The organism is Rhizobium sp. CNPSo 3670, assembly GCF_057784555.1.
On record NZ_JBXSOL010000031.1, the window covers coordinates 14,927 to 34,453 of the forward strand.

Sequence of the window (19,527 nt, forward strand, 5' to 3'; positions counted from 1 at the left end):
ATAAGCAACTTTCAGGGCGCCGGTGGCCCGCCCGGAGCGGCTCTGCATCATGCCGCATCATGGACTTTGCGGCTGTCGGCCGGCGCCTCGTCGCGTTCGAACATGCCGTAATCACGCACGACACTGGCGATCCGCAGGCGGTAATCGGCGAAGACGCCGCCGCGGCCGGCCTGCTGGGCGGCCCGGTGGCCCTCGCGATTGCGCCATTCCTTGACCGCCGCCTCGTCGCGGAAGAAGGACAGTGACAGCAGCTTGCCGCGATTGGTGAGGCTTTCGAACCGTTCGATCGAGATGAAGCCGTCGATGGTTTCGAGCTCGGCGCGCAGCCCGCCGGCGAGGTCGAGATATTTGTGGCGTTCGCCCATATAGGGCACGACTTCGAAGATGACGGCGATCATGGCAGCACCAGCTTGGCGTGGGGAGCGGAGACGTTTTTCAGGAAGATGCGGTCCTCCTTGAGGATGAAGCGTTCGCGTCTGGCAAATTCGTAATTCTCGCGGCCGAGTGGGTCGGCGGCCAGCCTGGCGCGATAGGCTTCGTAGGCGGCGAGGCTTTCGATGTTGTAGACGCCGTAGGCCGTCGTCGCCGAGCCCTCATGCGGGGCGAAATAGCCGATCAGATCGGCGCCGTTGCGAGGAATCGCCTGGCCCCAATTCTCGGCATATTCGGCAAAGGCTTCCTTCCTGAAGGGGTCGATCTCATAACGGATAAAGCAGGTGATCATCGGGTTCTCCTTTGTGCTTCCCGTTTTCGCACATTGCCGGACGGCGATGCTTCGGTTACGATCGAAGTATGAAGGAAGGTCCTGATATTGCGCAGATCGGCGCGTTGATCGGCGATCCGGCGCGGGCCAATATGCTGGCGGCGCTGACCGGCGGGCGGGCGCTGACGGCGACCGAGCTTGCCGGCGTCGGCGGCATCACCGTGCAGACGGCAAGCACCCATCTGGCCAAGCTCGAAGCCGGCGGCCTGATCGCCCAGCGCAAGCAGGGGCGCCACCGCTATTTCACGCTGGCCGACGAGGCTGTCGCCCGGCTGATCGAAAGCATGATGGGCTTTGCCGCCGGCCGCGGGCATCTGCGCCACCGGCCCGGTCCGAAGGAGCCGGCGCTGCGCAAGGCGCGCATCTGCTACGATCATCTCGCCGGCGATTACGGCGTGCGCATGCTCGACAACCTGATTGCCTCAGGCGCGATCGAGGCGGTCGGAGAGGGTCTTGCGCTGACTGATAAGGGCGAGAGCGATCTCGCCCGCATCGGCATCGACGTCGGCAATCTCAGATCCTCGCGCCGGCCGCTCTGCCGCTTCTGCCTCGACTGGAGCGAAAGGCGCGCCCATCTGGCCGGCAGCCTTGGCAAGGCGCTGCTTTCAAGTTTCCTCGACAGGGGCTGGGCGCGGCGAACGACGGAAAGCCGCTCGATCCTCTTTACCCCGGAAGGCGAGCGGCAATTTCTATTGCTTTTTCCGGCTGGATAGACTGGCTGCAGATCTGCAAAAACCTGCCACGAAGTTGCGGACGGTGCTCCATTATGCCCTTGCGGTCTTTTCACCTTCCTGCCGCACATGCGCCCGCAGCGCCGCCAGCGTCAGCGCCAACGCCGCGTGATTGCTCTCGGCTTCACCCAGGACGCTTTGGCCTTCCGCCGTTTCACGCAGTTGAGCACCGTAAAGCGGATCATCCGGCGTCTGTCGGGCGCGGGCGAGGTGCCAGATCGCATCCGGCCGAATTTCCCGGCATAGATCGATTGCGTGATTCACGTCATGGGTGAACGGCCGCGCCATCAGGAAGCCGTGCTCAGACCTGATGCTGCTCGGCAGGTAGTCGCGAGGGCCGTTGAAATCCTTCGGCTCGGCCGGCCGGAACTGCTTCAGCATAAAGGCGCAGGTGATGAAGGCGTCGATCCGGCCGTCGGGCATATCCGTCCTTTCCAGGGTTTCAATGATATCCTCGATCGTCATACAGTCTTCCTCTTCGTTCACTTTCGGGCATGCCGCGTCCCTCCCACGGCGGCGGTGGTTTCATCTTCCCGGAGCGCCATCTAGTGCACGAAAAGTCCAAAGGTAGTCCTGGCAATGTAGCTGGTTGCCGATCAACCGAATTTCATCGATTTCCCACTCGCCTCGCTTGAGTTGCCGCCCCTGCGCGCCCGCTCCGGTCGAGCCACGCTCGCATTCGGCACGAGTGCGGGCTCCATCCGGCGTCCTTTGCCGGCGCGCGAAGCCATCAAGCTAGCAGCCTTTTTTCCGCATCTTCTTTTCGATCTTTGCCTTCCTTTCAGGCCCGTCGCCGGCATGTTTTCCGCCGGTCAAACCATGATCCATCATCGCCTGCAGCTGCGCACAGCTCTTGTGATTGTGGTGCTTGCCGCCCTTGGCGGTGGCATCGGCGGACGTGAAGGCAAATAGCAGCGCTGCGGCCGCCGCTGATTGAAAAAGAGCTGACAGCCTCATGGTCCCTCTCCTCTTGTCGCCCATAGTAGGATCAAGCCCTTGGACAGGCAACGGTGCTCGTGTCGCGCCGCTGCAGAACAGCATTGCTAATTTCTTCGCCGCCAGCCGATCGCGATCGGGATCAGACCAAAGTCGGGGTTTTATCCGACCGAGGGCTTAAGAGAGGAACAGTGAGGTTTAACCGAAGTTTGCCATGGAGCTATCCATCCACTCCGGATGCGAAAGCGCTTCAAGAACAAACGGAGGAATATCCTATGATGAAGGTAACACATCTGGCATTGGCAGCGGCCCTTCTGGCCGGCACGGCGGCGTCCGGCTACGCCCAATCGTCAAGCACGGTCGGAACCGGCGGTTCGTCGGCAGGCGGCGGAACTGCGAGCAGCACCGTCGGTACTGGTGGCAGCTCTGCCGGGGGCACCTGCCCGGCCGGCACGACCAACTGCAATTCCGGCTCGTCCTCGACCCTCGGCACCGGCGGCTCGTCGGCTGGCGGCGGCACATCCAGCAGTTCCGTCGGCACCGGCGGTAGCGCTGCTGGTTCGGGGTCCGGCTCGGGCTCTGCTTCGACGCTCGGCACCGGCGGTTCATCGGCCGGCGGCGGCACGTCCAGCAGCAGCGTGGGAACCGGCGGTAGCGCCGCAGGTTCGGGCGATGCCAATTCCGCTTCGAGTGTCGGAACCGGCGCATCGTCGGCGGATGGAGACAAGACCGGCAGTACTGTCGGCACCGGCAGCAGTGCTGCAGGCTCTTCGCACGACAACAAAGGCAAGAAAGGCTGCGCACCGGGCCAGGTCAAGAAGGACGCCGCTGGCACTAAAGGTTGCTGACGATGTCGGCCGGCGCCTTGATGGCGCCGGCCAAAACCTTTGGAGATGAAAGCAATGACCAGATTTCCGACAATCGCATTGACGGCATCGCTCGTGGCGATCGGCGGGCAGGCCATGGCCGAGGAGATCAAGCTCGACGACGGAACGACGTGCACCGTCGTCCAGTCCCAGGCGGGCGACATGTCCACTACCGTCACCGCCGGCAACGGGCATGTGTCCTCGTCGACCACGACGGGGAGCGGTTCGGCCGGCTCCACCTCGTCATCGGCCTCCGCCGGATCCTCGTCGAGTTCGGGAAGCGTCGACAGCTATTCGACCGCCAGCGTTACCCGGCCCGACGGCACCGTCATCACCAAACGCTCCGATGGAACCTGTTCGGTGACGAAACCGCAAAAATAGGAGATGGCAATGAAACCTATCAATCTTATCGCTGCCGCCTCGATCGCACTGCTCGCATCGAGCCCGGCCGTTCTTGCAGAAGAGTGTAACGCCGCAGGAACCGTGGGAACGGCGGGAAGCGCTGCTGTCGGCGGCACATCCGCGAGCTCCGTCGGGACGGCCGGCGCCTGCCAGACTGACGGCGGCACGACATCGTCGATCGGATCCGGCGGAAGTGCCGCGACGGTCGACGGAAAGGCGCAAAGCAAGACCCACATCAATGACAATGGCGACAAGCTGAAGGCCCAGACCAAGGCCCAGGCGGTCGACCAGGGCACGTTCAGCAAGTCGCGCACTAAGACCAGCACGGACGGCGACAGCTTGCAAAGCACAACGCGTACGATGTCGCATGTTCCCGGCGAGAAGCCGGTGAAAGGCACGACCACTCAGAAGATCATCTTGCCGCAACAATAAGGTAAGTGGGCTCACCTCTCTTGAACAAGGTGAGCCGTGCCTTGCCGCCATTGCGGACCGGCGCTCAATGTCGGTCCTCCCCGCCGCCAACACAGAGCATTCATCCATCGAGCGAGACCGCTACAACCTGTGGAGCTGCAAAGCTGCGTGAGCTCGTTTCCCGATTCAAGCTGCGTTCGACAGCTTCGGCGCAGCCTGCGGCGTGCCTCGCTTCCTCAGTTCATGGCGTTGTGGAAAGTCTCGAAAATCAGCGCCCGCAACCAGCGATGGGCGGGATCTGCATCCATGCGAGGGTGCCAGGCCTGGACGATGTTGAAAACCGGCACGGCGACTGGCAGGTCAAAGGTCCTGATCCCGCTGACCGGGGAAGACTTGCAATAGGACTTCGGGATAGAGCCGATCAGATCGGAAGCCGCTGCAACGGCGATCACCGCCGGGAAACTCGGGACGATCAGCCTGACATCCCGGTAAAGGTCCAGCTCGGCGAGCGCCCTGTCGACGGGACCGGCATAGTCCGCTTGCGGCGAGAAGACCACATGACCACAGGCGGCATAGCCCGCAGCCGTTAGCCCTGCATCGAAGATCGGATGCCCCGCCCTTGCGACACCGACGAACCGGTCCTCGAAAAGGCTCTGGCAACGCAGCTCCCCGCCGTCGCGCGGCAAGACACCGATATCCAAATCGATTGCCGCGTCCCGCAAAGCCTGAACGTCCTTGTCCGATCGTGGCGCAAAACGAAGCCTTATCCCCGGTGCGGCGTTAGTCACGGCGGCGCTGAGATCGGCGGCGTAGAGAAGCACGAAGGCCTCATTGGCACGGATGGTGAAGTCGCGCCGCACTTCCCGGATTTCCACGGTCGATGGCGGACTCAGCACCGCTTTCACGGCGTCCTTCAACACCTGCACCTCTTCGGCAATCGCCAGGGCATGCGGTGTGGCGACCATGCCGCGCCCGGCTGGCACCAGGATCGGATCGCCGAGTGCCGCCCGCAAGCGCGACAGCGTCCGGCTCATGGCCGATGTACTGAGGCCAAGCCGGCGAGCGGCGGCCGATACGCTCTGCTCGCGCAGCAACGCATCCAGTGCCACCAGAAGATTGAAATCGAGATCGGACATGGCGCTATTCTATCAGGCATGGCGCTGCATGCAACGGTCAATTGCTTCAGTTGCGTCTGGCGCAGGAGATCGACGAGGGCTAATGAATCGGCCATCCCATAAGCATCCCGGAGTTTCCATGTCCCTCACCTGCACCCCCCCGATCGCTCAAGATGGCCTGGCGTCACCCCGACGGTACCTGGCTGTCGCCCTCCTGCTTCTGGCAATTGTTCTCGTCGTTCTGGATGGGGCGATCGCCAATGTCGCCTTGCCTTCGATCGCGCTTTCGCTGCACGCGCAAGCGGATAGCACCGTATGGGTCGTCTCCGCCTATCAGCTGGCCGTGCTCGTCGCCATTCTTCCCTGCGGGGCGCTCGGCGAGATCTACGGCGCGCGCAGGGTCTTCCTGATCGGCGTCGCGCTGTTTACCGCGGCGTCAGCAGCCTGCGCCTTGGCGAGCGATCTGCCCGTGCTGATCCTTGCTCGTTTCGCGCAGGGCCTTGGCGCGGGCGCGATCATGGCCCTCGCGATGATGAACCTGCGCCAGGCCCTGCCGCAGCACATGCTGGGTCCGATCATCGGCGTCAATGCCATGATCATCGCCATTTCCTCCGCGGCGGGCCCGGGCCTTGCCGGCGCCATCCTTTCCGTTACGAGCTGGCCCTGGCTGTTTGCGGTCAACATACCGCTAGGCATGATCGTTCTCTTCGGCGGCGGCCTGCTGGGGCAGGTCGAAGGCGCGAAGCGGAAGCTGAATGCGAAGGTGTTGCTGGCCAATACAGCGATGTTCATCCTGTTCTTTTCAGGCGCCGATCGGATTGCGACCGCGCCGGTCAGCGGCGCCGCCCTCATCGTGGCGTCGCTCGCCTGCCTGTTCAGCCTGCTGCGCCTCGAACGGAACAGTGACGTCCCGCTCATTCCGACCGATCTCCTGGCCGCACCGGCATTCCGCGTATCGGTCATTGCCTCGATTTTCTGCTTCTGCGGTCAGATGCTGGGCACCATCGCGCTCCCTTTCTACCTGCAGCACAGGCTGCACATGACGCCGGTTCTGGCCGGTCTCTACATGATGGCCTGGCCGGCCGCGACTGCTGTCATTGCGCCGGTCTCCGGACGCCTGGCAAATCGCGTCAAGACGGCATGGCTTTGCGCCATCGGCGGGGCGCTGTTGGCGCTTGGTCTGCTGGTGGCCGGCCTGACGCCGCCCGATCCGCGCGGTACCGCCTTTGTCGTCGGCACCGTGGTCGCCGGCCTCGGTTTCGGATTGTTCCAGACGCCGAACAACCGCATTCTCCTTCTTTCGGCACCGAAAGCCAGAAGCGGTGCGGCCGGCGCCATGCAGGGCACCGCGCGGCTTCTCGGCCAAACCCTGGGCGGGATCTCCATGTCAATCCTATTTGCAACATTGCCGTTGTCGACGGCACTCGACTTTGCGGTGGTCATATCGGGCGGCTGCGCAGCCGCAGCCAGTTTGGTCAGCCTGAGCCGGGCGCGCTACGAAGTGGCGGGACAGCCCGGAGCGTCCTGAACGAGCTTCTGGTCATCCGGGTGGAAGCGGCTTTACGGAGCCGGTCGCCTGCCGCATCGCAGCCATGCTTGAGATCAGGTTGAGCTTTGGCCGGCCATCGTGTAAAGCCGCAGCATCCCGGACAAGACCAGATTTCCAGCAAGGCGTGAACAATGGACGGCTTCGACCTAATCATCTTCGATTGCGACGGCGTTCTCGTCGATTCCGAAATCATCGCGGCCGAAGTTGAATCCGCGCTTTTGACGGAGGCCGGATATCCGATCGGCGTCGAGGAAATGGGCGAGCGTTTCGCCGGCATGACCTGGCACAACATCCTGCTGCAGGTCGAGCGTGAGGCCAGCATCCCGCTTTCGGCCTCTCTGCTCGACAAGTCCGAGAAGCTGCTCGACATCAGGCTGGCGAATGACGTCAAGGCGATCCCAGGCGTCGAATTCGCCGTCTCCAGGCTGCCGATGAAGCGCTGCATCTGCTCGAATTCGAGCATGAAGCGGCTCGACATGATGCTGGGCAAGGTCGGCCTGATGCCGCTCTTCGCGCCGAACATCTTCTCCGCCAAGGACCTCGGCGCCGACCGCGTCAAGCCGAAGCCGGATATCTTCCTGCACGGCGCAAGCCGCATGGGCGTCACTCCCGACAAGACGGTCGTGGTCGAGGATTCCGTTCACGGCGTACATGCGGCGCGCGCCGCCGGCATGCGCGTCATCGGCTTTACCGGCGCCTCGCACAGCTACCCCGCCCATGCCGATAAACTGACCGATGCCGGCGCCGAGACGGTGATCTCACGCATGAACGACCTGCCGGGCGTCGTTGCCGCGCTGGCCGCCTGGGAAGGCGTGCTTTAAGGCCTCGGCCATTTGCTCGGCTGCTGGGCCCGATGCGGTCGCGGCACACCCCTCCTCCACGCCGACGGGCGTATGCCTCCCGGCACCACCTCTCCTCCGTCCCACGGCTTGACCCCGGGATCCATGCGGCGGGCACGGCGTCAGGAGCGATGGAGTGCAGCTGCAGGGACATTATTGAGGCCGGGTGCTTGGTTGTGGATCCCAGGTCAAGCCCTCGGATGACGGAGTGTGGGGTTGGCGTTCTCGCCAAACGCATCGGCGGCGCAGCTTTTGAGACGTCGCTATTGCCGAGGTTTGTGAAGGACGCTCCTGCCAAACGTACCGCCGAAGCAGCTTGTGACACGTCGCTTTCGCCGAAGCTTGTGGGCGCCGGATCTGGCGTCGCTTCATCGCCGTAGCTGTGCCGATGAGCCCAGACACCACCTCTGATGCGCCGGCGGACTAATGCATCCGGCACCACCTCTCTCCACGCCGCGGAGTTATCGATCGCGGCACCACCTCTCCTCCGTCATCCCAGGGCTTGACCCTGGGATCCATGCGGCGGGCACGGCGTGGAAAGGCACGGCATCCAACTGCAGGAAAATCACAGAAGCCTAATGCCGGGTCGTGGATCCCAGGGTCAAGCCAGGTCAAGCCCAGATGACGGAATGTGGGGTTGGCGATGTTGCCAAACGCATCGGCGGCGCAGCTTTTAAGACGTCGCTATTACCGAGGCTTGTGAGGGGCGCTCCTGCCGAAGCTCGTGCGAATGCAAAATCTAGCTGCTCTTCTTGCTCTTGACCGGCTGGGTGTCGAAGCCGACGTTGACGCGCACCAGGGCGCCGGCGCCGACGGGCATCTTGATGCCTTCCTTGCGGAAGATGACCTGCGTGCCCGGCGAGCCCGCCGGGATTTCAGTCGGGAATTTAGTGACCTCGGAGTAGAGCACGTTTTCGCCGTCGAGCACGCTGACGCGAATCGGCAGCGTCACCGGGCCGGGAGCGCCGGCGGGGCCGGTGATCAGGCGCAGCTGGGCGACGACCGTCATCGTCAGATTGGTGTCGTTCAGCATGCATTGGCGGGTGTAATCGCCGAAGGAGGCCTGGACGGCGATCTGCTGCGGATCGTCCTTCTTGCCCTTGGCATAAGTGCGGAAGATCGCATCCTGATCCCGCATGAAGATCTGCGGGCAGGCGCCCTGGACGACCGGGGCAGTCGTGCCCTGCGCGGTCTTGGCCGTGCCGATCGAAGGATTGTTCGAGGAGGGGTTGGCGGGTGCCAGCGGCATGATCTGGGCGTTGCCGTTCGGCTGGGCGGGCGCAGCCTCCGGTTTGCTGTCGCCGCCGATGCCGAGCGAATTGCAGCCGGCGAGCAGGCCGACAAGAGAAGCGGAGACGATGAGACGCGAGACCTTGCCGAGCACGATATTCCACCCCTTGCACAAGCGTTTCTTGGCGGCCCCATGTCTTTTGCGTGAGGCCTTTCACGACGGTTTGCGATGGTCTATATCAGCGGCTCAAATAAAAATCGATTGGGTACGCGCCGTTTTGATGCACTTTTCGCCGCCGGATGCGGGCAACTTCAACAAGATAACGGCGATCGTATGTCCGCAGGGCCACGCCTTCTCGGTTTCCGGCAAGGCAAGCCCATGGCCGCGCCCGGCCCGATGTCTTTCAGCGATAGATCAAGGATGATGAACGTGGACTATATCTCGACCCGCGGCGAGGCCCCTTCCCTCGGCTTTTGCGACGCCCTCTTGACCGGGCTGGCGCGCGACGGCGGGCTCTACGTTCCCCGTGAATGGCCGCACTTCTCCAAGAAGGAGATCCGTGCGCTCAGGGGCAAGACCTATCAGGAGATCGCCTTCACCATTCTCTCGCCCTTCACCAATGGCGAGATCCCCGAGGCGACCTTCCGGGCAATGATCGACGAGGCCTACGGCACTTTCCGCCATCTGGCGATCGCTCCGCTCGTCCAGACCGGGCCGAACAGCTTCGTCATGGAACTGTTCCACGGTACGACGCTCGCCTTCAAGGACGTGGCGATGCAGCTGCTGGCGCGGCTGATGGATTATGCGCTGGAAAAGCGCGGCGAGCGGGCGACGATCGTCGGCGCCACCTCGGGCGATACCGGCGGGGCGGCGATCGACGCCTTTGCCGGGCGCGAGCGCACCGATATCTTCATCCTCTTCCCGCACGGCAAGGTCTCGCCGGTGCAGCAGCGGCAGATGACGACATCGACGGCATCGAATGTGCATGCGCTTGCCGTCGAGGGTAATTTCGACGACTGCCAGAACCTCGTCAAGGCGATGTTCAACGACGCCGCCTTCCGCGACAAGGTCCGTCTTTCCGGCGTCAACTCGATCAACTGGGCGCGCATCATGGCCCAGATCGTCTATTATTTCACGACGGCGGTGGCCCTCGGCGGCCCCGACCGGAAGATCTCGTTCACGGTGCCCACAGGCAATTTCGGCGATATTTTCGCCGGCTACTGCGCCAAGCGCATGGGCCTGCCGATCGACCGGCTGGTCATCGCCACCAATGAGAACGACATCCTGACGAGGACGCTGAAGACCGGCCGCTACGACATGAAGGCGGTCAAGGCGACGAGCTCGCCGTCGATGGACATCCAGATCTCCTCGAACTTCGAGCGGCTGCTGTTCGAAGCCTATGGGCGCGACGCCTCGAAGGTGCGTGCGGCAATGGAAAGCCTCAAGCAATCCAACGGTTTCGAGATCGGCAGCCAGGCGCTGAAGGCCATCCGCCGCGATTTCCGCGCCGGTCGCGCCAGCGAGAAACAAGTGGCCGAGACGATCCGCAAGACCCATGCCGAGACCGGCTACCTGCTCGATCCGCATTCGGCGATCGGCGTCTTCGTGGCAAAGAAGAAAGAAAAGCCGAATACGCCGATGGTGACGCTTGCGACCGCGCATCCGGCAAAATTCCCGGTTGCCGTAAAATCGGCCTGCGGTATTGACCCGGCGCTTCCGACGTGGCTTGCTGGTCTGATGCAAAGGGAGGAGCGTTTCCAGATCATCAAACCGGAGCTGAAAGCCGTTGAGACCTTCATCGGCAACCACGCCCGCAGCGAGACGACGGCAGGCGCAGAAAGATAGCCAATGACAGTTGAGTGCACCCGGCTCAAATCCGGGCTGACAGTAGTCACAGAAACCATGCCGCACCTGGAAAGCGTTGCGCTCGGAGTCTGGATCAAATCGGGATCGCGCAACGAGACGGAAGATGAGCACGGCATCGCCCACCTGCTCGAACACATGGCCTTCAAGGGCACGGCGCGCCGCTCGGCCCGCCAGATTGCCGAGGAGATCGAGGATGTCGGCGGCGAGGTCAATGCCGCCACCTCGACCGAAACGACCTCCTATTATGCCCGGGTGCTCAAGGACCACGTGCCGCTCGCCGTCGACATCCTCGCCGACATCCTGACGGAATCGGCCTTCGAGGAGGAGGAGCTGGAGCGTGAGAAGCAGGTGATCCTGCAGGAGATCAACGCCGCCAACGACACGCCCGACGACGTCGTGTTCGACCGCTTCTCCGAGGCCGCCTATCGCGACCAGACGCTCGGGCGCGCGATCCTCGGTACGCCGCAGACCGTCGTCTCCTTCACGCCGCAGCAGATCCGCACCTATCTCGGCCGCAACTACACGACCGACCGGATGTTCGTGGTGGCGACCGGCGCCGTCGACCACCAGGAATTCCTGCGCATGGTCGAGCAACGTTTCGCCAGCCTGCCGACGCAGCCTTCGGCACCGCCGGTGATGGAAGCGGCGCGTTATGTCGGCGGCAGCGTGCGCGAGCCGCGCGACCTGATGGACGCGCAGATCCTGCTTGGCTTCGAGGGCAAGCCTTACCACGCCCGCGACTTCTACTGCTCGCAGATCCTCGCCAATATCCTCGGCGGCGGCATGTCCTCGAGGTTGTTCCAGGAAGTGCGCGAATTCCGCGGCCTCTGTTATTCCGTCTATGCCTTCCACTGGGGCTTTTCCGATACCGGCATCTTCGGCATCCATGCCGCCACCGGCGGCGAAAACCTGCCGGAGTTGGTGCCTGTCATCATCGACGAGCTGCACAAGTCGGCCAGCGAGATCCACCAGAAGGAGATCGAACGCGCCCGCGCCCAGATCCGCGCCCAGTTGCTGATGGGCCAGGAAAGCCCGGCCGCGCGTGCCGGCCAGATCGCACGGCAGATGATGCTCTACGGCCGGCCGATCTCCAATCCGGAGATGATGGAACGGCTGGAGGGCATCACCATCGAGCGGCTGACCGACCTCGCCGGCCGGCTGTTCTACGATACGGTGCCGACGCTTTCGGCGATCGGGCCGCTGGAACAGCTCGCGCCGATGGAAGACATCATCGCCTCGCTTTCGGTCCCGGCGCCGAAGACGATGCAGGCCAGCTGAGCCGACGTCCGTCTGCCGGGAGTGATCGATGCCAAAATCGGTGTTTCGGTTTCTGTCGCGGCAGCCGGATGCGGTGGAGCTGGAGAATGACAAATATCTCCTGCGCCTGCCGCGCTATCAGGATTTCAACCAGTGGCACCGGCTGCGCGCCGAAAGCCGCAAGTTCCTCGAACCCTGGGAGCCGACCTGGCGGCGCGACGAGCTGACGGAGGGCGCCTACCGCGCCCGGGTCATTCGCGGCAAGCAGGAATATGCCTCGGGACAGTCGATCCCGCTGTTCATCTTCCTCAAGGAAAACCGGACGCTCGTCGGCGGCATCACCATCGGCTATATCAGGCGCGGTGCGGCACAAAGCTGCATGATCGGCTACTGGATGGGCGAACGCCATGCCGGCCAGGGGCATATGTACGCTGCCCTTCAGTTGGTTATTCCTTACATCTTCTCCGGGCTTGAGTTGCACCGTATTGAAGCAGCCTGTATTCCAGATAACGCGCGCAGCATGCGTCTGCTTGAAAAGGCCGGGTTTCAGCGGGAAGGCTATCTGCGCGGATATTTGAAGATCAACGGTCAGTGGCACGACCACGTGATGTTCTCACGGCTCGCCACCGATACGTACAAAGGCAGGAAAACCGACAGCCGATGACCAGAAACAGCATGCTGCCCAAGTCACCGTCCGGACGAGTGATCGCGGTGATCGCAGCCCTTTTCCTGGCGGTCTTCGCCCTTTCGGCGGGCGTTGCCCAGGCGGCCGAACCGGTGAAGATTTCCCGCGACGATACCGCGCTCGACCTGACGGCGACGACCGAGATCTACGCCAACCAGGGCGAGGCCTTCCAGGTGTCCACGGCCGCCGGCGCCGACGGCATCCGCCGGCGCATCGAGGTCCGGGCGAGCTCGGAGAACCACCAGGGCGACTGGGCGGTGTTTGCGCTCGCCAACGTCTCGGAGGAACAGTTGGAGCGCGTGATCGTCGCGCCGCATTTCCGTCTGGTCAATTCCAAGCTGTTCTGGCCGGATCTCGGTTCGCAGCGCATTATCGCCATTACCCCGAGCGAAGGCTTTGCGCTCGACCGCCAGCCCAGCGACGAGGCCGACGTCTTCCGCATCACGCTCAATCCGGGCGCCGTCATCACCTTCGTCGCCGAACTGTCGACGCCGCAACTGCCGCAGATCTATCTCTGGGAACCGAACGCCTACAAGGATACGATCAACGCCTTCACGCTCTATCGCGGCATCGTGCTCGGCATTGCCGGCCTGCTCGCCGTGTTCCTGACCATCCTCTTCGTCGTCAAGGGCACCTCGATGCTGCCGGCAACGGCGGCGCTCGCCTGGGCAGTGCTCGGCTATATCTGCGTCGACTTCGGTTTCCTCGGAAAGCTCATCAGCGTCGCCTCGGCCGACCAGCGAATATGGCGCGCTTGCGCTGAAGTTGCGCTCGCCTCGAGTTTCGTCATCTTCCTCTTTACCTATCTGAACCTCAATCGCTGGCACGCCCATCTCGGCTACGCCACGCTCGCCTGGGTGCTCGGCCTTGCCCTGCTGTTCGGCGTGGCGATCTACGATCCGTCGATCGCCGCCGGGATCGCCCGACTGTCCTTTGCGCTGACGGCGGCGACCGGCCTGCTGCTCATCATCTATCTCGGCTTCAATCGCTATGATCGCGCCATTCTGCTGGTGCCGGCCTGGGCGCTGACGCTCGTCTGGCTGTTTGGGGCGTGGCTGACCGTGACCGGACGGCTGGACAACGACATCATCCAGCCGGCGCTCGGCGGCGGCCTGGTGCTGATCGTGCTCTTGATCGGCTTCACCGTCATGCAGCACGCCTTTGCCGGCGGCGCCTTTCAGCAGGGACTGTTTTCCGATCTCGAGCGGCAATCCCTGGCCTTGACCGGCTCCGGCGACATGGTGTGGGACTGGGATGTGGCGCGCGATCGCGTCGTCACCATTCCCGACGTCTCGGTCAAGCTCGGCCTCTCCCCCGGCACCATGCATGGGGCGGCGCGCAACTGGCTGCCGCGGCTGCATCCCGACGACCGCGACCGCTTCCGCGCCACGCTCGACGTGCTGCTCGAACACCGGCGCGGCCGGCTGAACCACGAATTCCGCATCCGCGCCGAGGACGGGCATTTCCATTGGCTCTTGATCCGCGCCCGGCCGGTGCTCGGCTCCAACGGCGAGATCATCCGCTGTGTCGGCACGATCGTCGACGTCACCGAGCAGAAGAATTCCGTCGAGCGGCTGCTGCATGATGCGCTGCACGACAATCTGACTGGCCTGCCGAACCGGCAGGTCTTCCTCGACCGGCTGCAGTCGGTGCTGGCGCTGGCGCCGGGCGGCGAGACGCTGCGCCCGACTGTGATGGTGATCGATATCGACCGCTACAAGCTGGTCAATGATTCCCTCGGCGTTGCCGCCGGCGACAACATCCTGATTGCGCTGACGCGGCGCCTGCGGCGTCTGATGAAACCGCAGGACACGCTGGCGCGGCTTGCCGGAGACCAGTTCGGCCTCATCCTGGTCTCCGAGCACGATCCGGCCAAGGTCGCCGATTTCGCCGATGCTGTGAGCAAGGCGATCATGGTGCCGATCAATTTCGCCAATCGTGAGATCATCCTGACGGCCTCGATCGGGCTCGCCTCCTGGGTGGACCGGCAGGAGAGCGCCAGCGGCCTGCTCAGTGATGCGGAGCTTGCCATGTATCGGGCAAAACGGGCCGGCGGCAACCGCGTCGAGCCGTTCCAGCCGGCTTTCCGCGACTTCGGCACCGACCGGCTGCAGCTCGAAACAGACCTGCGCCGTGCCATCGAGCGCAGGGAATTGTCGATGGTCTACCAGCCGATCGCCCGGCTTGAAGATGTCGAGGTCGCCGGCTTCGAGGCGCTGATGCGCTGGGAGCATCCGAAACGCGGCAATATCCCGCCGTCGGAATTCATTCCGCTTGCCGAGGCGTCCGACATCATCGGGGCGCTCGGCATGTTCGCGCTCGAACAGGCGACCAATGACCTGATGAGCTGGCAGAACCAGACCGGCGAACTGCCAATCTTCGTGTCGATCAACCTGTCGAGTGTGCAGCTGCTCAACAACGAGCTTTATGACGATGTGCGCTCGGTTCTCGCCAAGACGCATTGCACGCCCTCGCGGCTCAAGCTGGAACTGACGGAATCCATGGTGATGGAAAATCCGGAACAGGCCCGCCTCGTTCTGCAGAAGCTCAAGGAAGCCGGCATCGGGCTGGCACTCGATGATTTCGGCACCGGCTATTCGTCACTTGCCTATCTCACCCGCTTCCCCTTCGATACGATCAAGCTCGACAAGGCGCTGGTGCGCGACAGCAGCGACAAGAAGGCAACCGTGCTCCGATCGGTGATATCGATGGCGGCCGAGCTCGAGATGAAGGTGGTGGCCGAGGGAATCGAATCCAATGAGGATGCGATCGAGCTTGCCAAAATGGGCTGCAGCTACGGGCAGAGCTATCTCTTCGGCCCGCCGATGCCGTCGGACTCGGTGCTGCGGCTGCTTCGCGATCGGTTTCCGCTGACGAAACGGGCGTGATCACCGGCAATGATCTCCCTAGAAATGGCGATTGACCGGCGGCCGGCAATATGCGCCACTCGCTTATCATATAAGGAATTTGCGATGCTCAAACTTCTGCTCGCCCTGTCGATCGGAGTCTTTTTCGTTTCGCCGCTTCGGGCCGGTGACGTCCATCCCGTCATGAAAGCCTGCGTGCCTGGGGTGAAGCATTGTGAACGATGGACCCAGGAATTCCAGACGGCGCTGGCGCTGGCACAGAAGGGCGATCATGCCGCACAGCAGACCGTGGCTTTCTGCCTGTCTTCCGGATGCCATGGCGCGGTGGTCGTCGACAAGGTCGCCTCCTGCAGCTGGCATCTCGTCATCACCAATTCAGGTGCGGCCACCGTGCTCGACCGGTCCAACCTCAGGAACACCTGCCGGCCGATGACGCCGGCTCAGAAGGACGAAGCCCGTGCTCACGCCGGCGAGCTCGTCCGCAAGATCTATAATCGTGACATGGCGGTGACCGACCAGATGTAGGCTCGGCCTCCTGCGGCGCTCGGCCAACGACACGTAAAATAAATCTCATTGCCCTTGCGGCTTTGGCCGCTATTCTCCTCTCAAGAAAATCGGGAGGACCATAATGATCCTGCATTGCGTGTTCCTGCGGCTGAAGACGGCGCTGACGATGGACGACAAGCAATCGCTATTCGACGCGATCGTCGCGCTAAAACAGGTCATCACGGGCATATTGGATATCAAATACGGGCCGAATGTTTCGCCCGAAGGCCTGCATGCCGGCTTCGTCGACGGTTTTGCCGTAACCTTCGAAAGCGCCGAAGCCCGGGACGCCTATCTCGTCCATCCCGAACATGTGGCGGTCGGCGAGCGTATCGTCTCCTCGACGGATGGCGGCCTTGCCGGCATCCTGGTCTTCGACCTCAATCTCTAGCGTAGGAAGCGCGCCGCTTGATTCAAAGCTTCATGCGACGCCCTTTCAGAGCGGCCAGCCTTTAGCTCGATTTCGCCATGGCGGCGGCGAGCTGGTCGACATTGTAGCGGAACATCTTCTCATAGGTCGGGGCCGGGCCCTTGGCGTCGGAGAGAGATTCGACATAGAGCTCGCCGCCGGGCTCCGCGCCGGTGGCCTTGGCCACCTGCTTGACGAGGCGCGGATCGTTGGAATTCTCGAAGAAATAGGCCTTCACGTGCTCGCTCTTGATCTGGTCGATCAGCTTGGCGACATCGGCGGCCGAAGCTTCGCTTTCGGTGGAAAGGCCGAGCGGCGCGAGGAAGCTGATCTTATATTCGCGGCCGAAATAGCCGAAAGCGTCGTGGCTGGTCAGCACCTTGCGGCGATCGTCGGCGATCCCATCGAATTTCGCATGGGCATAGGTGTTCAGTTCATCGAGCGTCTTCGTGTATTGCTCGGCATTGGTCTTGAAGGCGGCGGCATCGGCCGGATCGGCTGAAGACAGCGCCTTCTCGATATTGGCGACCCAGATCTTGACGTTGACCGGGCTGTTCCAGACATGCGGGTCGGTGATTTCGGCGCCATCCTCTTCCATGGCGCGGGTGGCGATACCCTCGGACACCGTCACCGGCTTGCCCTTGTAGCCCGAGGCGGTGATCAGCCGGTCCATCCAGCCTTCCAGGCCCTCGCCGCTGACAAAGGCGACGTCGGCCGCCCTCAAATTCTTCGCATCGGCCGGCGACGGCTCGAATTCATGGGGGTCGCCGTTCGGTCCGACCAGGCTCGTCACATGCACATGGTCGCCGCCGACCTGTTTGACGACATCGGCAAGCACGGTGAAGGAGGCAACCACCTTCAGCGTTTCGGCGGAAGCCGGCGCGGCCGAGAGCGCCATCAGCGCGGGAAGTGCGGCGGCAAGAAGCAGTCTGCGCGGGTTCATCGAAGTCTCCTTGAGGTCAGCCCTTCAGATGCGGGCGGGGAAAGAGGCGCCGGGCGATGCCGGAGGGCGCGAAAAGGATCGAGAAGGCGTAGATCACAGCTGCCGTCATGATGATCGTCGGGCCGGAGGCAAGTTCGAGATGGTATGAGGCGATCAGGCCGAGATAGCCGGAGGCGGCGGCGCTCGCGGTCGCGATCAACATCATCACGGGCAGGCTGCGCGACCAGAGCTGGGCGATGGCGGCCGGTAGCATCATCAGGCCGACCGCCATCAGCGTGCCGAGCGCCTGGAAGCTGGCGACAAGGTTCAGCACCACCAGCAGCAGGAAAAGCACATGATAGGCCGGGCCGCGCCCGCCGACGGCCCTGAGAAAACCCGGATCGAAACATTCGGCAACCAGCGGCCGGTAGATGGCGGCGAGCGCGACGAGCGTCAGCGAGGTGATCGCGCCGATCTGATAAAGCGCCGGCGCATCGATCGCCAGGATGGTGCCGAAGAGCACATGCAGCAGATCGATGTTCGAGCCGCGCAACGACACGATCAGGACGCCGAGCGCCAGCGATGCGAGGTAGAAGCTGGCAAAGCTCGCATCCTCCCGCAGCACGGTCATCCGGCTGACGGCGCCCGACAGCAGCGCCACCGACAGGCCGGCGACAAGGCCGCCGATGCCCATCGCCGTCAGCGACAGCGAGCCGGCGACGAGGTAACCGATCGCCGCCCCCGGCAGGACCGCGTGGCTCATCGCGTCGCCCATCAGGCTCATGCGCCGCAGCATCAGGAAGACGCCGATCGGCCCCGAGCCGATCCCGAGGCAGAGGCAGGCGACGAGAGCCCGGCGCATGAAACCGAAATCGGCAAAGGGCGCGAGGAAGAGATCATAGGCCGTCATGCCGCCGGCGCCTCTTGGGATTCGCAGGCCGCGGCATCCTCGTCCCAGCGCTCGGCCATGGCGCGCGCCTTCATCAGATTGGCGGAGGACATGACCTCGGCGGTCAGGCCCCATCCGACAAGCTCGCGGGCCAGCAGCAAGGTTTGCGGGAAATGCGCGCGGACGAGCTCGAAATCGTGCAGCACGGCAATGACGGTGCGGCCCTCGCCGTGCCAGCGGATGACGAGTTCGATGAGGTCCCGGGTCGTGCGGGCATCGATTGCGGTAAAAGGTTCGTCGAGCAGGATGACGCCGGCATCCTGCAGCAGCAGCCGGGCGAAGAGCACGCGCTGGAACTGGCCGGCCGAAAGCGATCCGACATGGCGCCGGCCGAAGCCCTCGAGCCCGACGTCGGCAAGCGCCTCGCCTGCTCTCTTCAGGTCGACTGGCGCGACACGGCCGAAGGCTCCCCTCGTCTTCCAGACGCCGAGCATGACGGTATCGATGACCGAGATCGGAAAGCGGCGATCGATCTCGGCCGCCTGCGGGAGATAGCCGATTTCCGCCCGCCCCAGCCGGTGTTCGACCCTGCCCTCGGCCGGACGAAGCTCACCGATGATCGCCTTCAGCAGCGTCGACTTGCCCGCCCCATTCGGCCCGGCAATCGCCGTCAGGCTGCCCGGAGCAAAGGCGCCGGAGACATGATGGACGGCGGGATGCCTATCATAGGCGACGGTGAGATCGTCGAGACGGATCAACGGCGTCATGGCAGCAGAACCGCCCAATGGATGGCGAGCCAGAGGACGGCAATGACCAGGGTGATGCCGACTACCCTCGATAGGGCCGATTGTCCCATGAGGCTGATGGGGAGGCGATCGGGGTTTCGCGGCATGGCTCGTCCTACAATGTAATAACATTACGGTTATGTTATAACGATTGCGGCAGGATTGAGGCGGAGTTTAAAGCTGCTCACACAATTGAAAAAGGCGACCGAACGGCCGCCCTTCATGTGTCGCGATGTCTGTGTAATCTTTAGACGATGGCAGCGCTCGAGTCCGCGGCACGCCCCTCATCCGCCTGCCGGCACCTTCTCCCCGCTTGCGGGGCGAAGGGGATATGCCGCACCTCTCCATTCCCCACCAACCTCTCGCAGGGCACGTCCCCTCTCCCCGTTTTTACGGGGAGAGGGTTAGGGTGAGGGGCAGATCTTGTAGCGACATCAGCAGGTTAGGTGACGGCTTTT

21 protein-coding genes are annotated in these 19,527 nt (G+C 63.3%); 12 read left to right on the forward strand and 9 right to left on the reverse strand.

Annotated elements, in window-relative coordinates; genetic code table 11:
* Positions 1-47 precede the first annotated feature (47 nt).
* Positions 48-398, reverse strand: a complete 351-nt coding sequence (locus AC13QO_RS24820) for an antibiotic biosynthesis monooxygenase family protein (RefSeq protein WP_488542160.1) — start codon at positions 396-398, stop codon at positions 48-50.
* Positions 395-724 carry an NIPSNAP family protein gene (locus tag AC13QO_RS24825; RefSeq protein ID WP_430957190.1) on the reverse strand — a complete coding sequence of 110 codons (330 nt, stop codon included), beginning with the start codon at positions 722-724 and terminating at the stop codon, positions 395-397. The genes AC13QO_RS24820 and AC13QO_RS24825 overlap by 4 nt, the downstream gene beginning before the upstream one ends.
* Before the next feature lie 68 nt (positions 725-792).
* Here AC13QO_RS24825 and AC13QO_RS24830 point away from each other — a divergent pair, with 68 nt between their 5' ends.
* A complete protein-coding gene (locus AC13QO_RS24830) occupies positions 793-1,476 on the forward strand; it encodes an ArsR/SmtB family transcription factor (RefSeq protein ID WP_488542161.1) in 684 nt (227 codons plus the stop codon).
* 51 nt (positions 1,477-1,527) lie between these two features.
* Here AC13QO_RS24830 and AC13QO_RS24835 read toward each other — a convergent pair whose 3' ends face one another.
* Both AC13QO_RS24835 and AC13QO_RS24840 read right to left on the reverse strand, forming a co-directional pair.
* Positions 1,528-1,959 carry a hypothetical protein gene (locus tag AC13QO_RS24835; protein WP_285195843.1) on the reverse strand — a complete coding sequence of 144 codons (432 nt, stop codon included), beginning with the start codon at positions 1,957-1,959 and terminating at the stop codon, positions 1,528-1,530.
* A gap of 270 nt (positions 1,960-2,229) precedes the next feature.
* A complete protein-coding gene (locus AC13QO_RS24840; RefSeq protein ID WP_221113489.1) occupies positions 2,230-2,451 on the reverse strand; it encodes a hypothetical protein in 222 nt (73 codons plus the stop codon).
* A gap of 254 nt (positions 2,452-2,705) precedes the next feature.
* On the opposite strand from AC13QO_RS24840, the gene AC13QO_RS24845 reads away from it, so the two are divergent.
* From AC13QO_RS24845 to AC13QO_RS24855, 3 genes are read left to right on the forward strand one after another with little or no spacing between them, the layout of a single operon-like run.
* Positions 2,706-3,278 (forward strand): hypothetical protein, encoded by a 573-nt coding sequence (locus AC13QO_RS24845; protein WP_085777238.1) that lies wholly within the window; start codon positions 2,706-2,708, stop codon positions 3,276-3,278.
* Positions 3,279-3,332: 54 nt separating this feature from the next.
* Positions 3,333-3,677, forward strand: coding sequence for a hypothetical protein (locus tag AC13QO_RS24850; RefSeq protein ID WP_285195844.1), 345 nt, complete (start codon positions 3,333-3,335; stop codon positions 3,675-3,677).
* A 9-nt stretch (positions 3,678-3,686) separates the two neighbouring features.
* Positions 3,687-4,130, forward strand: a complete 444-nt coding sequence (locus tag AC13QO_RS24855; protein ID WP_097597665.1) for a hypothetical protein — start codon at positions 3,687-3,689, stop codon at positions 4,128-4,130.
* Between the two features lie 215 nt (positions 4,131-4,345).
* Here AC13QO_RS24855 and AC13QO_RS24860 read toward each other — a convergent pair whose 3' ends face one another.
* Positions 4,346-5,245, reverse strand: coding sequence for a LysR family transcriptional regulator (locus tag AC13QO_RS24860; RefSeq protein WP_285195845.1), 900 nt, complete (start codon positions 5,243-5,245; stop codon positions 4,346-4,348).
* 118 nt (positions 5,246-5,363) lie between these two features.
* Between AC13QO_RS24860 and AC13QO_RS24865 the strand changes: the two genes are divergently transcribed.
* Complete coding sequence (locus tag AC13QO_RS24865) at positions 5,364-6,752, forward strand: MFS transporter (RefSeq protein WP_488542162.1); 1,389 nt, start codon at positions 5,364-5,366, stop codon at positions 6,750-6,752.
* Positions 6,753-6,904: 152 nt separating this feature from the next.
* Positions 6,905-7,594: an HAD family hydrolase gene (locus AC13QO_RS24870; protein ID WP_221139121.1), complete on the forward strand. Its 690-nt coding sequence runs from the start codon at positions 6,905-6,907 to the stop codon at positions 7,592-7,594.
* Between the two features lie 757 nt (positions 7,595-8,351).
* On the opposite strand, the gene AC13QO_RS24875 is transcribed toward AC13QO_RS24870, so the two are convergent.
* Entirely contained in the window at positions 8,352-8,999 is a 648-nt protein-coding gene (locus tag AC13QO_RS24875) for a hypothetical protein (protein WP_183705318.1), read from the reverse strand.
* 264 nt (positions 9,000-9,263) lie between these two features.
* Between AC13QO_RS24875 and thrC the strand changes: the two genes are divergently transcribed.
* The 6 genes from thrC (at position 9,264) to AC13QO_RS24905 (ending at position 16,455) form a co-directional block, all read left to right on the forward strand.
* The gene (gene thrC, locus AC13QO_RS24880) at positions 9,264-10,688 is read left to right on the forward strand and encodes a threonine synthase (protein WP_488542163.1); all 1,425 of its coding nucleotides are present in this window, start codon (positions 9,264-9,266) and stop codon (positions 10,686-10,688) included.
* A 3-nt stretch (positions 10,689-10,691) separates the two neighbouring features.
* On the forward strand, positions 10,692-11,987 hold the full coding sequence (locus AC13QO_RS24885; protein WP_488542164.1) for a M16 family metallopeptidase: 1,296 nt from the start codon (positions 10,692-10,694) through the stop codon (positions 11,985-11,987).
* 28 nt (positions 11,988-12,015) lie between these two features.
* Positions 12,016-12,630: a GNAT family N-acetyltransferase gene (locus AC13QO_RS24890; protein ID WP_488542165.1), complete on the forward strand. Its 615-nt coding sequence runs from the start codon at positions 12,016-12,018 to the stop codon at positions 12,628-12,630.
* Complete coding sequence (locus AC13QO_RS24895) at positions 12,627-15,539, forward strand: sensor domain-containing phosphodiesterase (RefSeq protein ID WP_183705276.1); 2,913 nt, start codon at positions 12,627-12,629, stop codon at positions 15,537-15,539. Before AC13QO_RS24890 ends, AC13QO_RS24895 begins: the two co-directional genes overlap by 4 nt.
* Before the next feature lie 84 nt (positions 15,540-15,623).
* Complete coding sequence (locus tag AC13QO_RS24900; RefSeq protein ID WP_488542166.1) at positions 15,624-16,043, forward strand: hypothetical protein; 420 nt, start codon at positions 15,624-15,626, stop codon at positions 16,041-16,043.
* A 103-nt stretch (positions 16,044-16,146) separates the two neighbouring features.
* Complete coding sequence (locus AC13QO_RS24905; protein ID WP_097597683.1) at positions 16,147-16,455, forward strand: Dabb family protein; 309 nt, start codon at positions 16,147-16,149, stop codon at positions 16,453-16,455.
* Between the two features lie 61 nt (positions 16,456-16,516).
* On the opposite strand, the gene AC13QO_RS24910 is transcribed toward AC13QO_RS24905, so the two are convergent.
* Genes AC13QO_RS24910 through AC13QO_RS24920 form a run of 3 tightly spaced genes read right to left on the reverse strand, consistent with a single transcriptional unit; the run spans position 16,517 to position 19,051 of the window.
* Complete coding sequence (locus AC13QO_RS24910) at positions 16,517-17,416, reverse strand: metal ABC transporter solute-binding protein, Zn/Mn family (protein ID WP_488542167.1); 900 nt, start codon at positions 17,414-17,416, stop codon at positions 16,517-16,519.
* 16 nt (positions 17,417-17,432) lie between these two features.
* A complete protein-coding gene (locus tag AC13QO_RS24915; protein ID WP_488542168.1) occupies positions 17,433-18,305 on the reverse strand; it encodes a metal ABC transporter permease in 873 nt (290 codons plus the stop codon).
* A complete protein-coding gene (locus AC13QO_RS24920) occupies positions 18,302-19,051 on the reverse strand; it encodes a metal ABC transporter ATP-binding protein (protein WP_183705270.1) in 750 nt (249 codons plus the stop codon). The genes AC13QO_RS24915 and AC13QO_RS24920 overlap by 4 nt, the downstream gene beginning before the upstream one ends.
* Between the last annotated feature and the right edge of the window lie 476 nt (positions 19,052-19,527).

Bases quoted from the DNA above. Each gene is read 5' to 3' on its own strand.
- AC13QO_RS24905 (WP_097597683.1), top strand. From the start codon at position 16,147: ATGATCCTGCATTGCGTGTTCCTGCGGCTGAAGACGGCGCTGACGATG.
- AC13QO_RS24910 (WP_488542167.1), bottom strand. From the start codon at position 17,416: ATGAACCCGCGCAGACTGCTTCTTGCCGCCGCACTTCCCGCGCTGATG.
- AC13QO_RS24890 (WP_488542165.1), top strand. From the start codon at position 12,016: ATGCCAAAATCGGTGTTTCGGTTTCTGTCGCGGCAGCCGGATGCGGTG.
- AC13QO_RS24885 (WP_488542164.1), top strand. From the start codon at position 10,692: ATGACAGTTGAGTGCACCCGGCTCAAATCCGGGCTGACAGTAGTCACA.
- AC13QO_RS24860 (WP_285195845.1), bottom strand. From the start codon at position 5,245: ATGTCCGATCTCGATTTCAATCTTCTGGTGGCACTGGATGCGTTGCTG.
- AC13QO_RS24820 (WP_488542160.1), bottom strand. From the start codon at position 398: ATGATCGCCGTCATCTTCGAAGTCGTGCCCTATATGGGCGAACGCCAC.
- AC13QO_RS24915 (WP_488542168.1), bottom strand. From the start codon at position 18,305: ATGACGGCCTATGATCTCTTCCTCGCGCCCTTTGCCGATTTCGGTTTC.
- thrC (WP_488542163.1), top strand. From the start codon at position 9,264: ATGATGAACGTGGACTATATCTCGACCCGCGGCGAGGCCCCTTCCCTC.
- AC13QO_RS24825 (WP_430957190.1), bottom strand. From the start codon at position 724: ATGATCACCTGCTTTATCCGTTATGAGATCGACCCCTTCAGGAAGGAA.
- AC13QO_RS24850 (WP_285195844.1), top strand. From the start codon at position 3,333: ATGACCAGATTTCCGACAATCGCATTGACGGCATCGCTCGTGGCGATC.
- AC13QO_RS24840 (WP_221113489.1), bottom strand. From the start codon at position 2,451: ATGAGGCTGTCAGCTCTTTTTCAATCAGCGGCGGCCGCAGCGCTGCTA.
- AC13QO_RS24920 (WP_183705270.1), bottom strand. From the start codon at position 19,051: ATGACGCCGTTGATCCGTCTCGACGATCTCACCGTCGCCTATGATAGG.
- AC13QO_RS24855 (WP_097597665.1), top strand. From the start codon at position 3,687: ATGAAACCTATCAATCTTATCGCTGCCGCCTCGATCGCACTGCTCGCA.
- AC13QO_RS24845 (WP_085777238.1), top strand. From the start codon at position 2,706: ATGATGAAGGTAACACATCTGGCATTGGCAGCGGCCCTTCTGGCCGGC.
- AC13QO_RS24900 (WP_488542166.1), top strand. From the start codon at position 15,624: ATGCTCAAACTTCTGCTCGCCCTGTCGATCGGAGTCTTTTTCGTTTCG.
- AC13QO_RS24870 (WP_221139121.1), top strand. From the start codon at position 6,905: ATGGACGGCTTCGACCTAATCATCTTCGATTGCGACGGCGTTCTCGTC.
- AC13QO_RS24865 (WP_488542162.1), top strand. From the start codon at position 5,364: ATGTCCCTCACCTGCACCCCCCCGATCGCTCAAGATGGCCTGGCGTCA.
- AC13QO_RS24835 (WP_285195843.1), bottom strand. From the start codon at position 1,959: ATGACGATCGAGGATATCATTGAAACCCTGGAAAGGACGGATATGCCC.
- AC13QO_RS24895 (WP_183705276.1), top strand. From the start codon at position 12,627: ATGACCAGAAACAGCATGCTGCCCAAGTCACCGTCCGGACGAGTGATC.
- AC13QO_RS24830 (WP_488542161.1), top strand. From the start codon at position 793: ATGAAGGAAGGTCCTGATATTGCGCAGATCGGCGCGTTGATCGGCGAT.